Annotated in this window: 10 protein-coding genes; 7 read left to right on the top strand and 3 right to left on the bottom strand. The window is 54.7% G+C overall.

Translation table 11 applies throughout. The features are described from left to right. The first annotated feature begins 157 nt into the window (after positions 1-157). The 4 genes from NA78x_RS14030 (at position 158) to NA78x_RS14045 (ending at position 8,736) form a co-directional block, all read left to right on the top strand. Entirely contained in the window at positions 158-2,914 is a 2,757-nt protein-coding gene (locus tag NA78x_RS14030) for a TerB N-terminal domain-containing protein (protein ID WP_425619075.1), read from the top strand. Positions 2,915-2,919: 5 nt separating this feature from the next. Then, entirely contained in the window at positions 2,920-4,233 is a 1,314-nt protein-coding gene (locus tag NA78x_RS14035; protein WP_425619076.1) for an ATP-binding protein, read from the top strand. Continuing rightward, the gene (locus NA78x_RS14040; protein WP_425619077.1) at positions 4,233-7,367 is read left to right on the top strand and encodes a DEAD/DEAH box helicase; all 3,135 of its coding nucleotides are present in this window, start codon (positions 4,233-4,235) and stop codon (positions 7,365-7,367) included. Before NA78x_RS14035 ends, NA78x_RS14040 begins: the two co-directional genes overlap by 1 nt. An 838-nt stretch (positions 7,368-8,205) precedes the next feature. Continuing rightward, a complete protein-coding gene (locus tag NA78x_RS14045) occupies positions 8,206-8,736 on the top strand; it encodes a hypothetical protein (RefSeq protein WP_425619078.1) in 531 nt (176 codons plus the stop codon). 415 nt (positions 8,737-9,151) lie between these two features. Here the strand turns inward: NA78x_RS14045 and NA78x_RS14050 are convergent, their stop codons facing one another. From NA78x_RS14050 to NA78x_RS14060, 3 genes are read right to left on the bottom strand one after another with little or no spacing between them, the layout of a single operon-like run. Beyond that, positions 9,152-10,708, bottom strand: a complete 1,557-nt coding sequence (locus tag NA78x_RS14050) for a recombinase family protein (RefSeq protein ID WP_425619079.1) — start codon at positions 10,706-10,708, stop codon at positions 9,152-9,154. Then, a complete protein-coding gene (locus tag NA78x_RS14055; RefSeq protein ID WP_425619080.1) occupies positions 10,705-11,199 on the bottom strand; it encodes a DUF2924 domain-containing protein in 495 nt (164 codons plus the stop codon). Before NA78x_RS14055 ends, NA78x_RS14050 begins: the two co-directional genes overlap by 4 nt. A gap of 33 nt (positions 11,200-11,232) precedes the next feature. Further along, on the bottom strand, positions 11,233-11,445 hold the full coding sequence (locus NA78x_RS14060) for a hypothetical protein (RefSeq protein ID WP_425619081.1): 213 nt from the start codon (positions 11,443-11,445) through the stop codon (positions 11,233-11,235). Positions 11,446-11,681: 236 nt separating this feature from the next. Here NA78x_RS14060 and lexA point away from each other — a divergent pair, with 236 nt between their 5' ends. Genes lexA through NA78x_RS14075 form a run of 3 tightly spaced genes read left to right on the top strand, consistent with a single transcriptional unit; the run spans position 11,682 to position 14,467 of the window. Beyond that, positions 11,682-12,326, top strand: coding sequence for a transcriptional repressor LexA (gene lexA / locus NA78x_RS14065; RefSeq protein WP_425619082.1), 645 nt, complete (start codon positions 11,682-11,684; stop codon positions 12,324-12,326). A gap of 19 nt (positions 12,327-12,345) precedes the next feature. Then, positions 12,346-13,548, top strand: coding sequence for a hypothetical protein (locus tag NA78x_RS14070; RefSeq protein ID WP_425619083.1), 1,203 nt, complete (start codon positions 12,346-12,348; stop codon positions 13,546-13,548). Then, positions 13,517-14,467: a hypothetical protein gene (locus tag NA78x_RS14075; protein ID WP_425619084.1), complete on the top strand. Its 951-nt coding sequence runs from the start codon at positions 13,517-13,519 to the stop codon at positions 14,465-14,467. Before NA78x_RS14070 ends, NA78x_RS14075 begins: the two co-directional genes overlap by 32 nt. Positions 14,468-14,520: the final 53 nt, after the last annotated feature.

Here is a 14,520-nt window from a genome sequence, read left to right on the forward strand (position 1 = left end):
AGTGGCTATCATATTTGGCTAGTCATCCGTTCAACTCTAGATGAAGACTAGCGATGTTATGCACGCAGCCTGCCCTTTTTGTCGCCAGCTTCTTAGCCTCCGAGCAGATCACTTTGGCAAATCTTTGCAGTGCCCGAATTGCCACGGCACATTTGCGGTGTCTTCGTCGCCGATTCCCCAGCCAACCGCAAACGATGGTCTTGGATCCGATGGCATTCCACCAGCTGTGCTCTGGACTCTGTTGGCCGCTGGTCACGTCACTGCGGCGATTCTGCTAACGATGGCATTCGGATTGTGTGTCAGCACGTTTCTGCTGACTTCAGCAGTGGGACTTGAGATTTGCATCTGGCAGTTGCCCAATCTAAGTCGGCATTTCTGGGAATCTTTTGCTTACCACCGCGAGAACAACTTCCATCTTGATCGACTTGAATCGTTTTTCGCCAACAACTCACGAAGGTTGCCTGACAGAAATCATGCGGCGAATTCGACCTCGCCTTCAAACCGAGTTGAATCTGAAGTCTTCCAGGCGCAGATCGTCCCGCAGACTCAAACGCTTGAGTCTTCAACGCCGACTCCCGTGTCGCAACAACCGGATCCGGCATCTGCGGCAGCACATTCGAGCCGCACGACCGCGTCGGAAGCGAGTGTTGCAAAACCGCCCGTGACGACGCCCCCGGTCCTTCGAGAGAGAACATATGCGGAATCAATTCCGCCTAAGCCGAGCTTTTCATTCCCTAACCTGATTTCTCAAATCAGTCGCCGCGCTGGGCCTAGCACACTGAACGAGCAAGGAGCTGTTTTTCGTGCAGGGGCCGGTGACTTCTTTGGGCGCGGCACGGTAATTAACTTAGGCCGCGTCGCCATTCGCGATCCATTGGTTTATGCCACCGCAGGCACTCATTCTTTCCATGTTTTGGACGCGTCGCTGATTGACGGCTCTTTACCTGTTGCACCACCGGGTACGAATCCGATTGATCGACTTCCGTATTGGCCGAGTTATTCGGACGCAACCCCGCAACAACGGGCGAGATATTTAGATTGGCTGGGTACGAATCGCTGCGACCCACGTATCGAGCTCGGCTACGTTTTCATCTACTTCTATGGACTTGAACGGCGGGTAATTGTCGACCAGGCCGAGCACATTCCAATCATTGACGAATTGCTGCGACTGCGCAAGATTTACTGTTCGTCACGATCGTTCGATCGTTACTCGGCGGCGCTGCTTTGGCTGACGATTGCACTTGCCGGCCGGATCAGTTCCGTAAGTGAGCAGGTTCTCGACGCAGCTATTTCGTCCACTTCGCGATGGGATGATGGTCTCTTGGCCCAATGCTTGGCTTATTTTCAGGAGCGGGGCCTACCGCTCCCGCCGGGTCTTGCCCTTCAAGTAGCTAAAGTTGACCCACGAACTCCGTCGAGCATCGTCGTTCGTCGGCAAGAGTCGCGTTTTAAAGAGCTGTTTCTCAAGAAGTATACGGATCGATTCAACGCTGGAATGGTGCTCAAAGCATCAAAGCGGATTAAACCCCTGCATTATCACGCTGCCAGCGCAACGCTTAATGGGCCCACACATTTTGAACAGACCTCGCGGGCGCTGCTCGAAATTCCTGACGTTCTCGGAATTACGTCGCAATTCAAACCGCTCGTGGACATCTGGGAGCAATGTGTCGACGAACTGCGGGCATATGATAAAGCGAGTCAGGCCAGCGGCGGGACACAGACTGCTGAAGCATACGAAGCGCTTCCCACTTCGCTGCGCACTGGCGAACATCCGGAGTACGATCTCTGGTTTCGCCTTTGGGAGCAAAAAGCGAACGCCGGCACACTCCCCGTCGTATCAATTGAATCATTGGCAGCCCTCAAGGGCTTCGGCCAACGTGGCACATTGCTAAAAACGCAATGTGTGAAACTGCTCTCGACCGCTGATTGTTTAGGAATTGGCATCGAGCCGGATGCTCGCCTCAGCAACAAGAACTATCGCTGGGACGAGCAAGTTGTACTATACTTCCGAGAATCTGACGGCGAAGAGAATCCGGCCACCTATCAGGCCGCGGCTCTGCTCCTCGAGTTGGGAGTGTACATCGCTTCGGCTGACGATAGCATCGACAGTGAAGAATTGACAATTATTGCCAAACATCTTGAAGATCAATTCACTTTGTCGCCAGATGAAGTCAAGCGATTGGAATGCCGCCGGCAACTTCTATGTCTGAATCCACCGAAGGATGTGCGGATCTCGGCAACAATTCGAAAGAAGCTGACTAAGCAACAGCGGCGGCTCGTTGGTGAATTCCTGGTCGGCATCGCTGCCGCGGATCAAGTCATTTCACCGCGCGAGATGACCTCGCTTCGTAGGCTTTACACACAACTTGACTTAGACACGAAAGACCTTGAGGCGCTGCTGGCGCCTTTGGCGACGACTACTCCCGTACAGGCACCCAAACAAACCGTCATTGCTAAACCGGAGGAGTTTCGTCTCGATCTGCTTGCTGTGTCCAGAATTATGAATGAAACAAAGGAAGTTGCCAGAATCTTGCAGGATGCGATGGATGTTGAAGAAGAAGATGACTCTTCAGAAAACTACTCGCCTACGCGAACTGTCAACCTACCTAACCGATACGAATCAACTGCGACCGCGGTCCCTGAGACGAGCGCTGCGATCGTGGTTAGCGGAACTGATTGGGATCTGGGGGCTGCCGCAGATCATTTGGACCGCCGGTATCAACCCTTCCTGAAGGCGTTACTTACCAAGAGCGATTGGAGTTTGCGTGATGCGCGAGAACTCTCGATGTTGCATCACGTAATGCTCAATGGCGCCATCGAGGCGATCAACGAGTGGTCCCAGGAGCAGTTCGGCGACTGGTTGATTGAAGATGGAGATCCGCTCGTGATTCATTCAAATATCCTGTCGAAGTAAGAGCTATGCATAAGATTCCGGTGCGAGAACGAACGGCGATTATTCAGTCGCTTAAGGCTGGTGTAGTGCCAGCAATTGGACTCCCCTACATACAGGTCGGGAGAAAGGAGGAAGTCGAAGCCCTTGTCAAAGACCTACAAATTGTTGAGGAAGGAAGCTCGACTGTCCGCTTCATCGTAGGACGATTCGGCAGCGGCAAGACATTCTTTCTGAACTTAATTCGCAACGTCGCACTGCAGCGCAAGTTTCTAGTCCTTCAAGCGGACATCACGACGGACCGACGGCTCTATGGTACTGGGGGTGAAGGTCGCGCGCTGTACGCCGAGTTAATGCGAAACCTCGCAACTCGTGCAAAGCCGGAGGGTGGGGCCCTTCAGAGTTGTGTCGAGCGTTGGGTTGGCGAAATCGACCATGAAGTGAAATCTGCGGGAGGCAACGCGGAGGACACGCGTGGACAAATCACAAAACGATTGCGAGGTCTTCAAGACTTGGTCTCTGGGTTTGACTTCGCAACGGTGATGACAAAGTACTACGACGGCTATCACAATCATAATGATGATCTTCAGGATAAGGCTCTGCGATGGTTTCGCGGTGAGTATGGAACGAAGACCGAGGCCAGGGATGCTCTCGGCGTGAGGACGATCATCGACGACAGCAACAGTTACGACTACTTAAAACTCTGGGCTGCATTTGCTCGACTTGCCGGATACAAGGGGCTTCTGGTCAACATCGACGAGCTCGTGGTTCTCTCACACCGCCTCACCAACACGACTGCCCGCAACAAGAACTTCGAAGCAATTCTGAAGATCATCAACGATTGCCTTCAAGGACGCGCGGAGGGACTTTGCTTTCTGTTCGCTGGGACCGATGAATGCATCGAAGATAAACGCCGCGGTCTGTATAGCTATGAGGCGCTGCAAACTCGTTTAGCTCCCAATCGTTTTGCTTCCGATGACCGAAGGGATTACTCAACTCCGGTAATCAAACTTCAGAACCTTAGCCCCGAGGATTGCTATGTGTTGTTAAGCAACGTTCGCGCCGTTTTCGCGGGCGGAGATGTGGCAAAACAACTGATTCCGGACGAGGGGATTGTTGGCTACCTTCAAGACTGTCAGCAACGCATGGGCGCCGCGTATTTTCAGACGCCGCGTGATACGGTCAGAGATTTCGTCAATCTGCTGGGGATTCTGGAGCAGAATGCATCCACGAAATGGCAGGACTTGCTGCGTTCCAAGGAATTCGTTTCGCTCACAGATTATTCAAAAGAGCCAAACGAGAAGTCTGCACCGGGAAGCGATCTCAGCGAGTTCAATCTCTAATGAGTGCGTTTGAACTCTTGGCGCGTCCGATTCAGCATGCCCTTTGGGATATGGGATGGCAGAACCTCCGGCCGATTCAAGTCGACGCGATTCGCGAACTACTGCAGACGGATCATCATCTTTTGATCTCAGCTAGGACCGCTTCCGGAAAGACAGAAGCGGCATTTCTTCCTATCCTCTCCGATCTATTTGTCAATCCTCCCGAGTCAATCGGGGCGATTTATGTTGGGCCGCTAAAGGCGCTAATTAACGATCAGTTCCGACGTCTCGACGTTCTCTGCGAGCGCGCCGAAATCCCCGTGCATCGGTGGCATGGAGACGTGGATGCGGGAAAGAAAGCGAAGACTACCTCAGACCCTCGTGGCGTGCTTTTAATTACGCCGGAATCGATCGAATCTCTCTTCGTGAATCGCTCGCGGTTTCTTGGGGCCATGTTTCAGGGTTTGCGATTCGTAGTGATCGACGAAATCCATGCGCTCGTTGGCCGTGAGCGCGGTTTGCAACTACGCAGTCTTTTGAGTCGCTTGCGGCGTTACACGAATGCGGACGTTCGGATAGTTGGGCTTTCTGCAACGATCGGAGACGCGTTCGAAGCGTACAAGCGCTGGATTGCTCCTGACAAGCCGGAATCGGTTGCCCATATTACCGACCCGGGAGAGAAAAAACGCATGATGTTTGGCATCCAAACTTTTCTAGACGGCCCGCAGGAAGTAGGCGATAACTCAAATCCACTCACTGATGACCAAGAGGCAAATTCGATTCCGCCTGCCCTACTGGCAAACATCCTGCAGCATTTCGCGGGACAGAAGAACCTGATTTTTTGCAATCGGCGGGAGCAAGTTGAGCAGTTTGCGGATGAACTAAATTCCGAGTGCCAGCGATTGGGCCGCTTGCAAGAGTTTTGGGTACATCATGGCTCATTGAGCCGAGAAATTCGTGAAGATACCGAATTGGAAATGAGAGGTGGTCGTCCAGCTACGGCCATTTGCTCTTCGACGTTGGAGCTCGGCATCGATATTGGAAATGTCGTCAGTGTGGGGCAGATCGGACCTACTTGGTCAGTGAACTCGCTAGTACAAAGGCTTGGAAGGAGCGGCCGGAAGGATGATGAACCGCACTGTATGCGTGTCATGTTGATGGAGCACCGGGCGAGTGCGAAATCCGATTTGGTTCATCGATTGTACCCATCACTCTTGCAGGCGATATCCACCACTGAGTTGATGCGTGAACGCTGGGTCGAACCGCCCGAAAGTGCCTCACTGGACCTCAGCACGTTGACTCAGCAGGTTTTGAGCAGTTTGACTGAGACGGGGGGTCTGCGCGCGGCGGACATCTTCCAACGGTTGGTGAGCGAAGGTGCGTTTCGGGCGCTGGAATCTGATTTGTTTGCGCAAGTCCTGCGTGCCCTGGGCAGATCTAACCTCATCGAACAGGCACCAGATAAGACGTTGATCCTGACACCTGACGGCGAGCGCGTTGTTCATGACTACGATTTCTATAGCGCGTTTGCGACCGGGCTCGAATTCTCGGTGCGATACGATGGCAGGCTAATTGGAACGCTACCTGCCTTGCTTCTTCCGAAGGAAGGTGACCATTTGCTGCTCGGAGGCAAGCGATGGCAAGTCGACACGATCGATGTCAAACGAGTTGAGATTCTTGTACGTCCCGCGCGTGGAAAAAAGCCGCCACGATTTCTGGGTAGCGGAGGGCAGGTGCATCAGAGGGTGCGGGAAAAAATGCGAGAGGTTCTGCTCGCGGCTTCGCGATATGACTATCTAGACCAAACTTCCATCGAACTGCTTGAGGAGGCTCGGCACAACGCTCAGACAGCACAGCTTGTAACAAAACGTTTACTCGAAACGGCGGACAACACATTGCTGTGGTTCACTTGGACCGGTTCGAAAACGCAGAACACTTTGCGATGGATTTTCGAATCGCTTGACGTCGACGTTACCGACCACAGCGTTGCGCTGGAGATACCGCTTTCGCCCCAAAAATTCGTCGACAAACTCGCTTCATTTCTAGCGAACAGCTTCTCGGCCCAAGAACTCGCAGAAGGCACGAAGATTCGCGAATTGCGAAAATTTGATCGGTTCCTGGACGACTCACTACTGGTGCAGTCTCTCGCCGCGGATCACATCGACATCGAAGGGGCACGGACGCTAATTCTGACAGCATTAGTCGAACTTGAATCAACAGGGTTTCAAACCAGCCGTAGCGAAAATTCTGCCTCCGAACGATTGGTGCATTTAGAGAACGATGACGATTACGAGGTCGAAGTGCGGGATGGAGGGCAGCCGCGGTTAACTATTCCTCCAGAGACTCTGCTCTCCAACATTGAGTTCGTCGCGTTCGATCTAGAGACCACCGGACTACATCCAATTATGCACAAAGTTTTGGAAGTAGCGGCGATTCGCTTTCGCCTGGATGGAACGGAAGTGGATCGCTTTCATAGCCTGGTAAACCCTGAGTGCGAAATTCCCGAGAAGGCGATCGCGATTCACGGAATTACGTCCGCGGCGGTAATGGACGCACCACGTTTGGAAGCGGTGTTGCCAGGCCTTCTCAGCTTCTTCGCTGAATCTCCGACACTGGCTTTCGCGCACAATGCCGCATTCGACATCGGCTTTCTTGCGATGGCGATGGATACCTATCGCGTCGAAAGGCCCCCACATTCTATTTTTGACTCGCTGCAACTTGCGAGAGGAGTGATGCCGGCGCTGGCAAACTGCCGCCTGGGGACTGTTGCACGAGAACTGGGAGTTTCCACGCAAGGAAGCCACCGAGCATTACGGGATGCTGAAATTCTGAAATCCGTACTCGTTCGTTTGCTGGCTAAGTTTCGAACAGTCGGCGATCTTGCTGAAATTGCACCGCCGCTGCATTTTTCGGACTACGGCTATCTCGTTTCATTACTGCCGGATGGATTCGAATGTTTAGCAACTGCAATTGAAGAACGGCAGTCCGTGATGATGATCTACACTGGTGGGATACGCTCCGAATCACTGCTTATGGTAACGCCGCACGCAGTTGTCGAGTTTCGCGAGCGACAATACCTCCGCGCGTTTTGTCAGGCAACAGAGCAGATCAGGACGTACAGGCTAGATCGAATCAGATCACTACGCATAGCCTGATTGATTCATGATGTGGGTAGGTCGCCAAATGTTGTGCTCGCAAAGTTAGCCCGCCAAATTCGCCTTTGCAAATTCCAATTCGCAGTGGCTGCGATTTGCCGAGGCTGTTTTTCCGTTAGGAAGGCCCGTCCAGCTTCGGGTTGCTGAAGCTGTAGGATTTGTTCCTGAATGTCTGGCGCGAGAAACAGCAGATTCATGATTTGCGTTAGCCGAGTACGGGTAACATTTAACCCGTCGCGGATTAATTCGTCGGGTCTAATTGCCAGTACCATTAGCTTAGACACTCGAGGCATGCGGTTTCCGCCGGCTGCAGCTTGTTTGGTTTTCCGTTTCTGAAAATGCACCGATTGCTCGATGATCGTGCAGCAGCGTCCTTTCGTCTAGTCATTCCCTAACGAGCACCTATGACCTTGAGCATAAGGATTCAAGCTCACTGCCGCATGATAGAAGTTAATTACTCCTCGGCGATTAACACAGTTCCGTCTGATGTTCTTCTGAACTTGCCGTTACCCAGTTCTTCAATCGAGATCCCATCCGGATCAACCCATCCTCTGGCGGCCGGCCGACTAGTGGCACCTCGCTCTGTCATCACCTCAACCGACTCCACTACGTACTGAATTTCCAGCCGCGTGTCCGTGCCTTGGATTCGGTCTCGCTTGGCTTTCTTGATTAATCGCGTCATTGCATACGTCCTCGGATATCCGATGCGGCAGGTAACTGCCCTCTACAAGATGAACAGCGAGTTCAGACGCCGAGCGGACGAACCCTTCACTACCTTAGTCTGCTGGTATCTTACTAAATACTTCGAATTGCGCAACTGGCCGAGAGATGTCTGCCGGTGGACAATCGCGATCTCGCCCGATTGCCAGGTATTTTCGAGCACCCAAGAATTTCGGACGAGCTAGTTCACCCAGGAAAAGCGAAAATGAACGATGCCCTCATCGACAGACTGCTTGCTTCACCCACGCTGGACCCATATGGCTGGATCGTCGAGATTCCCGTCGATCGCGGTACCTTCTTCAATCAGCAAGTCTCGATCCGATTCGAAACAAGGTTGCTACCGGCCAACGAGCAGCCGCCGGCTGTCAGCGAGGAGGAGCGGAAACTGGCTGATTTACTGCTCTCGAACCTACCGGATCTCCTGGAGGAAGTGACGCGCCGTTTTGAGGCGTACAACCAGGGCAACAAGAACGCCGCCAAGCTCCGCGAGACCATCCGCAATCCGCACATTTGGATCTCGCGCGAGGTTACGGAAGATGAAGGTCCAGACCGCTGGTCGTTTGTGATTGGATTCCAGGAGTCGGCAGATTACGCAATCGATGTGGCGTTTGAGGGGCTGAAATGCATTGACGTGGCCGGTGGTGATTAAACTCGCGGGGACTCGTTACCCTGACCGGATGCCGACATGACCGTTTCGGGCCACATCTGCCTTTGGTTCCTCCAGCACGGCACCGCAGCGATGGGGCGAAGTTGCTTTTCTGTAAACTGAGCACGACCTTTCTCAACCGCCGGAAGCAGCAAGATCTGCTCCTGTAGATCAGGTGCAAGGTGAAGCAGATTCATGATCTGCGTTAATCGTGCTCTTGTCACATGCCCTAGACGGGCAGCCTCCGCGCGGTCGGTTACCTGGCCGTCCCGGATCAATTGGTCAAGGCGAATGGCCAAGGCCATCAGCTTCGCCACGCGGGGCACGCGAGCTTGGAGCCCTGTTGTCCTCCGTGCATCAGCGCCCCTGTTTCGATCTCGCTGGTTGGTTTGGAACACAACCTTCCGTTCAATCGTCATCATGCTGCATCATCCTTCCGTTTCGTAAACTCGCGGTCCAGCGCCTCAATGCCACTCGGTCGAAAGGTAATCGAGATAATCCCGGCATCCCCGTCGTAGAGAACGCATTCGATCAACAACTCGAACATGCGAGCCTGTTCGCGCGGCGTCAATCCATCCCACACCTCGTCGAACTGACGAAGCGCTTGCGCTATTTCGGCGTCGCGGACAATCATCTGCTCGAGCATTGAGAGTTCAGCGTCGATGGCCGAGATGTGCTGTTCAGCGGACTGAATACGCTCGTGGATCGCAGCGAGTTGCGAATCGCTGGGACGAGGGTGCGTAGCTAGTTGACCCAGTTCGGCATGATCGCTGCGGAGTTGGCCTACTAACCGCGCGTGTTCTGCCTGTAACTTGCCCACCTGGCATTCAATCTGCGCGTGGGACTGCGTCAAGGTCTCCCGAATTAGTACCGGGTCTCGACCGATGGCCTTGATCTCACCAACCACGAAGCTCTCGATCTCGGCCGCAGGGATGGATGGTGCAGGACACGTTTGCCAGCCGCGTTTCTGAGCACGATTGCAAACGTAGTAGCGGTATTCGCGCTTGCCACGGGTCGTGTAGGAGTGGCTCATGCCGCACTTGCAAGGCTTGCACTGGAGCAGTCCTCGTAGCAACGCACCATGCTTGTTCCGAACACCGCGCCCACCGCTGCGGCCATTTCGCTCGAGCAGCGATTGGACGCGGTTAAAGTCGTCCTCTGGCACGATCGCCTTGTGTTCGCCCGCATGAGTTTCGTCCTTGTACCGGACCTTGCCGATATAGGTTGAATTCGTCAGCAGCTGATGCAGCGAGCTCTTGTCGAATGTTCGACCACCCCGGACCGACCCTTTGCGGGTAGTCCAGCGTTTGGTACGCCAGTCTCGCAAGTTCAATTCGTTGCTAACCTCGAGCAGCGACTGGCGTTCCAGGTACATTTCGAAGATCTGCCGAACCATCTGGGCTTCTCCAGGATCGACCACGAGTTTCGTGTTGACCACGTTATAGCCCAGGACGGGCATGCCGCCCGACCACTTTCCTTTGCGCCTCGCCGCCGCGATCTTGTCGCGCGTTCGCTCGCTGATCATTTCCCGTTCGAACTGGGCGAACGAAAGCAGTACGTTCAGAATGAGCCGGCCCATCGACGTCGCCGTGTTGAACGCCTGCGTCACGCTGACGAATGAAACCTTGTGCCGTTCGAAGACCTCGATGATCTTGCCGAAGTCGAGCAGGCTGCGGCTCAAGCGGTCGACTTTGTAGACAACCACGCAATCGACCTTCCCAGCTTCGATATCGGCAATCAGTTGACGCAAGCCGGGGCGATCCATGTTGGCACCGGTGAAGCCACCGTCGTCGTACTGCGTGGGTGAACACACCCAGCCCTCGTGCAACTGGCTCTTGATGTACGCTTCGCCGGCCTCGCGCTGCGCGTCGAGCGAGTTGAACTCTTGCTGCAATCCTTCCTCGGTCGACTTCCGCGTGTAGATCGCGCAGCGAACGCTCTTCGGCGCTGGTGTTTTGATTTGTTGGCGTTTCATTTCGCACCTGCTTTCTCGCGTAGGCCGAAGAAGTGAAAGCCGTTCCAGTGCTTGCCGGTGACCGCTTTGGCAACCGCAGTCAGTGACTTGTAGCGCTCCCCTTCGCATTCAAACCCGTCGTCGAGCACGATCACGCGGATGGTCCGGCCCTTGTAGTCGCGCTTGAGCATCGTGCCCGGCAGCAAATGCGTGGCTGCGGCGATTTTGGCTGGCACAGTCTTCGTGCGTTCGTCGGCGCCGTCGATTGATCGCCGCTGACGCGGGGCGGTGACGCGTAGGTCGGCATCATTAGCCAGCTCCATCGCCCGCCGGCGGGCTCGTTCCGATAATCCACCCTCGGCGTTCGCCTGCATTCGCCAGGCAATTCGCTTAATCAGCCACTCCTTGTTGCGGCCGGTGGTCGCTTCGCCGAAAACCTCGGCGAACTTCCCCCGCAATTCGTCGACGGTCATCCGCTGCATCGCGGTGACCTCTTTGTCAATGTTCAGCATGTCTGCTCCTTGGTTGAGTGACTCTCGGGACCGTTAACCCGTGTGGACACTGAGCACGGTTTCTGCGGAAACCTCAAGGCCTCCGAGACCAGAATCGAGAGCTTTCTCTGGATGAGGTTGCTCGGCTGATTGGCCTTGGGTAGCCCGGCGCAGGTGTAACCGAATGAGACCGCGCGCGAGCAGTTCGGCCAGTTCATGGCGACGCTCTTCGGGCGAGAGTTCAAGCGAGTATTTGTCCTTGGCCATCGGTGATCCCAGTGCAGGTGACGGAACGCTTGCGCGTGTGATTCCATTACCTGTTAACAACCCGGTCCCGATGCCAACTGACGAAAGGAGAATCGTGCGATGCGCGAGAAACTGCCGTATCTCGTTTGCTGTCAGCGACTTAGAAAATGCTAGCAAAATCTGCTTGTGTTAACCCTGCAGGCTCGATATAAATCCATCAGTCACAACAGAAGCACGTTAGCGCTAATTGGAATTCCATGGCAGCCAAACGAAAACGGCCCGGTCGGCCGGTCGTCGAACAGATCACCGATGCCCAGCGTCAAACGCATCAGGCGATTCGGGATTTCATCGTGCGGCACGAATATCCGCCGACCATGCAGGAGCTTGGCCAGGCCCTCAAGATTAGCGGCGCCAGTGCTCATCAGCTGGTGGTGCAGCTGGAACGCAAGGGTTACGTCACCCGCCAACCGCGGCAATCACGCAGTCTCAAAGTGGTGCGCGATATTGAGCAACGGCCCACTTCGCTGGTCTCCGTGCCCATCTATGGTTTCGTCAAAGCTGGTCCCAAGATGCTCGCGGAAGAAAACCCTGATGGCGAAGTCATGGTTGAGAGCAGCTTGGTCGGTCGCGGGAGCTGCTTTGGGTTGACCGTACTGGGCGACAGCATGATCAACGCGGGAATGCGTGAAGGGGATGTGATCATCGTTCGCCGACAGCCGATCGCCGAGAGCGGCGAGATCGTCGTCGTGTGCCTGGACAATGAGACCATGGTGAAGCGGCTTTCCATCCAGGGGGACAGCATCGAGCTTCGCTCCGAGAACAAGCGTTACAAACCGATCCCCGTGACCGGGGAAGAGGAATTCTTGGTGTTAGGTAAAGTCATCGCGATTCGGCAACAGTGAAAGAAAAAGGAGTCAGGACATGGCACGCAAGGGATTCAATATTCGCACGGCACTGCGCATGATGCCCCAGGAACTGCTGGGAGAGTGCTTTCAGGAGATGGAAGTCTGGGACCAGCGGATTGCCTGGTTTCTGCTGCTCGACAACAAGGTCGACCCAATCTTGAACTATCTGTGCGAGATCTCGTCCGTGAAACGCGACGAAATCGAAACGTTTTTGCGGGCCATTTCGGATCTCGCATGTGATTCCGGCTACGAAGCGATTCTCGAGTCAGCGCCCCTCTGCGCCGTGTGGGATTTGCCCGGAGAAGTGCCGACAGACTTATGTCTCTGGGGGCGAACCATGTGGGTGTGGCTCCATCGTCGGAACATTTTCGACAAAGCTCAATTGATTCACCGAGTCGAAACCCTTCCCTGGTGGCGGAAGCGCAACGATCTGCCCCAGATCGAGGCCAATACCTCGGCCGTGGCGCGCGATGCGCTGGCCAACGAGATTTCGGAAATGCTGCGAGAAGAAGGGCGAGGTAAACAATGCACCGTCGAGTACATGCATCACGACAGCACCACCTACTTCTTTGCCTATGCAGACGACTATCTGCAGAACCTCAATGTGCATAACGAGGAAGGGAAGCTGATCGCGATCACGCAGCGACAGACACTCCAAGTTGCGTTCTCGTTTAATGGCGATCAGGGCACGCTGCAGACCTTCGCCAAACTTCGCAAGCCCTTCAAGGAGCGGCTGGAGAAGATGTTCTCCCGCAATATCTTGGCCTATGACCTGGGGCGCCACGAGCCCGAGCCTGCGTACGAACTCGAGCATCTCAAAGGAGGAATGCGGAACCTCGAAGTAGATCCGGCCGATGAGATTCAGGTCAGCATTCGTCGGTTGCGACTAGCTTCTGGGGCTCCCTGGCGCCGCGTGATGGTCGAGATCGATGGCAGCGAGCGGGAGTACCACATGGACATCGCAGTACCTGACTGCCTCAACCTGGAAAACATCCCCCTGAATAATTGGGGGGTATCACTGGTTGGCTTCTGTTTTGAGTTTCTGCCCAAACCGGGCCGAAAACCGGGCAGGACTAGCTTCGACATTGTCTATCCGCACTCGAACAATCTGCGGGACGTTGCGCCCGAACGGCTGCAGATCATCGAGAAATATCTGCGCCTTTGGGGAATCGAACGTGTCTCGATTGATGAGTCGACTCTTATCACGGTGGCCAGCTAAATCACCAATCATCGACGCGACCGAAGTGCAGGCCGAGCTTGGATTGGCACTTTCCGCCCTCTGCGGCCAAAAGATTCTCCGGCCAACGGCTCCCGCGGCCGCGTACACCTGCAATGAATGTGGCGATCGTCAGCCGCTGACTTATCTCAGCGGTGTCGACGATAAAACCCATGCCTACCTTCATTGCCAAGGCTGTGGCGTGTACGAAGTGAACGGAGATTCACTGCGACGATGGGAGATCGACACGATTGCCCTGCTCAAGTCGGCATTTCAAGGCTTGCAGCTCGCCATTCGGGCCGAAGTCTCAGGGCAGCTCTGGCAGATCGGGAAAGCGAAATGGGCGGGTCGGATTCGTGAAGTGTGGTTTGTGCGGGGATCCTCACTTGAGCAGGCGGATCAGGTCACGCGCGCACTGAAATCCCGGCCCAAGGCGATCGTGTTTTGTCCGACGGAGGCTAGTGTCACTCGCTGGTCCGAGCGACTACCCAACCTGCTTCTGGCTCTGGAGTCGACTCTAAGCTTGGGTGAGACCGGAATCAGTTTTGACACCGGCTACGTCGAGAGTCGGATCGTTGACACCCACGCAGGTGAAATCTCACCAACGGAACGCCGTCGCCCCCAGATGCGTGGTGTTCGATTGGCCGACATCGAAAAGCTATGTGACGCCCTCGTCGAGCACATCAAGTCAGCCAAAGAGTACGCGAGTCACGTCGCAGGGAAAACCGGTACATCCGAGTTGTGGCCGCGCTTAACCCAAGAGGGTTTGGGGGTACTCGTCAAATTTCGGAAATACCGTGTCAATCGTTGCTTGAATGATTCCAGGGCGGAACGACTTCGTGACCTCTGGGAGGACGCACAAAACCTAGACCAACTCATGCCCCTCGGAAAACGTTCACAGGGGAAAAAGAAGACGGCTTAGAAAGTTGCAGTTGCACTGTTTTTCTGCAACTGCAACTTTTGCAAACGACGCAT

Origin of the sequence: Anatilimnocola aquadivae, from assembly GCF_049819085.1 — a bacterium.
In the GTDB taxonomy this organism is placed as follows: Bacteria; Planctomycetota; Planctomycetia; order Pirellulales; family Pirellulaceae; genus Anatilimnocola.

Bases quoted from the DNA above. Each gene is read 5' to 3' on its own strand.
- NA78x_RS14035 (WP_425619076.1), top strand. From the start codon at position 2,920: ATGCATAAGATTCCGGTGCGAGAACGAACGGCGATTATTCAGTCGCTT.
- NA78x_RS14040 (WP_425619077.1), top strand. From the start codon at position 4,233: ATGAGTGCGTTTGAACTCTTGGCGCGTCCGATTCAGCATGCCCTTTGG.
- NA78x_RS14050 (WP_425619079.1), bottom strand. From the start codon at position 10,708: ATGAAACGCCAACAAATCAAAACACCAGCGCCGAAGAGCGTTCGCTGC.
- NA78x_RS14055 (WP_425619080.1), bottom strand. From the start codon at position 11,199: ATGCTGAACATTGACAAAGAGGTCACCGCGATGCAGCGGATGACCGTC.
- NA78x_RS14060 (WP_425619081.1), bottom strand. From the start codon at position 11,445: ATGGCCAAGGACAAATACTCGCTTGAACTCTCGCCCGAAGAGCGTCGC.
- lexA (WP_425619082.1), top strand. From the start codon at position 11,682: ATGGCAGCCAAACGAAAACGGCCCGGTCGGCCGGTCGTCGAACAGATC.
- NA78x_RS14070 (WP_425619083.1), top strand. From the start codon at position 12,346: ATGGCACGCAAGGGATTCAATATTCGCACGGCACTGCGCATGATGCCC.
- NA78x_RS14075 (WP_425619084.1), top strand. From the start codon at position 13,517: ATGAGTCGACTCTTATCACGGTGGCCAGCTAAATCACCAATCATCGAC.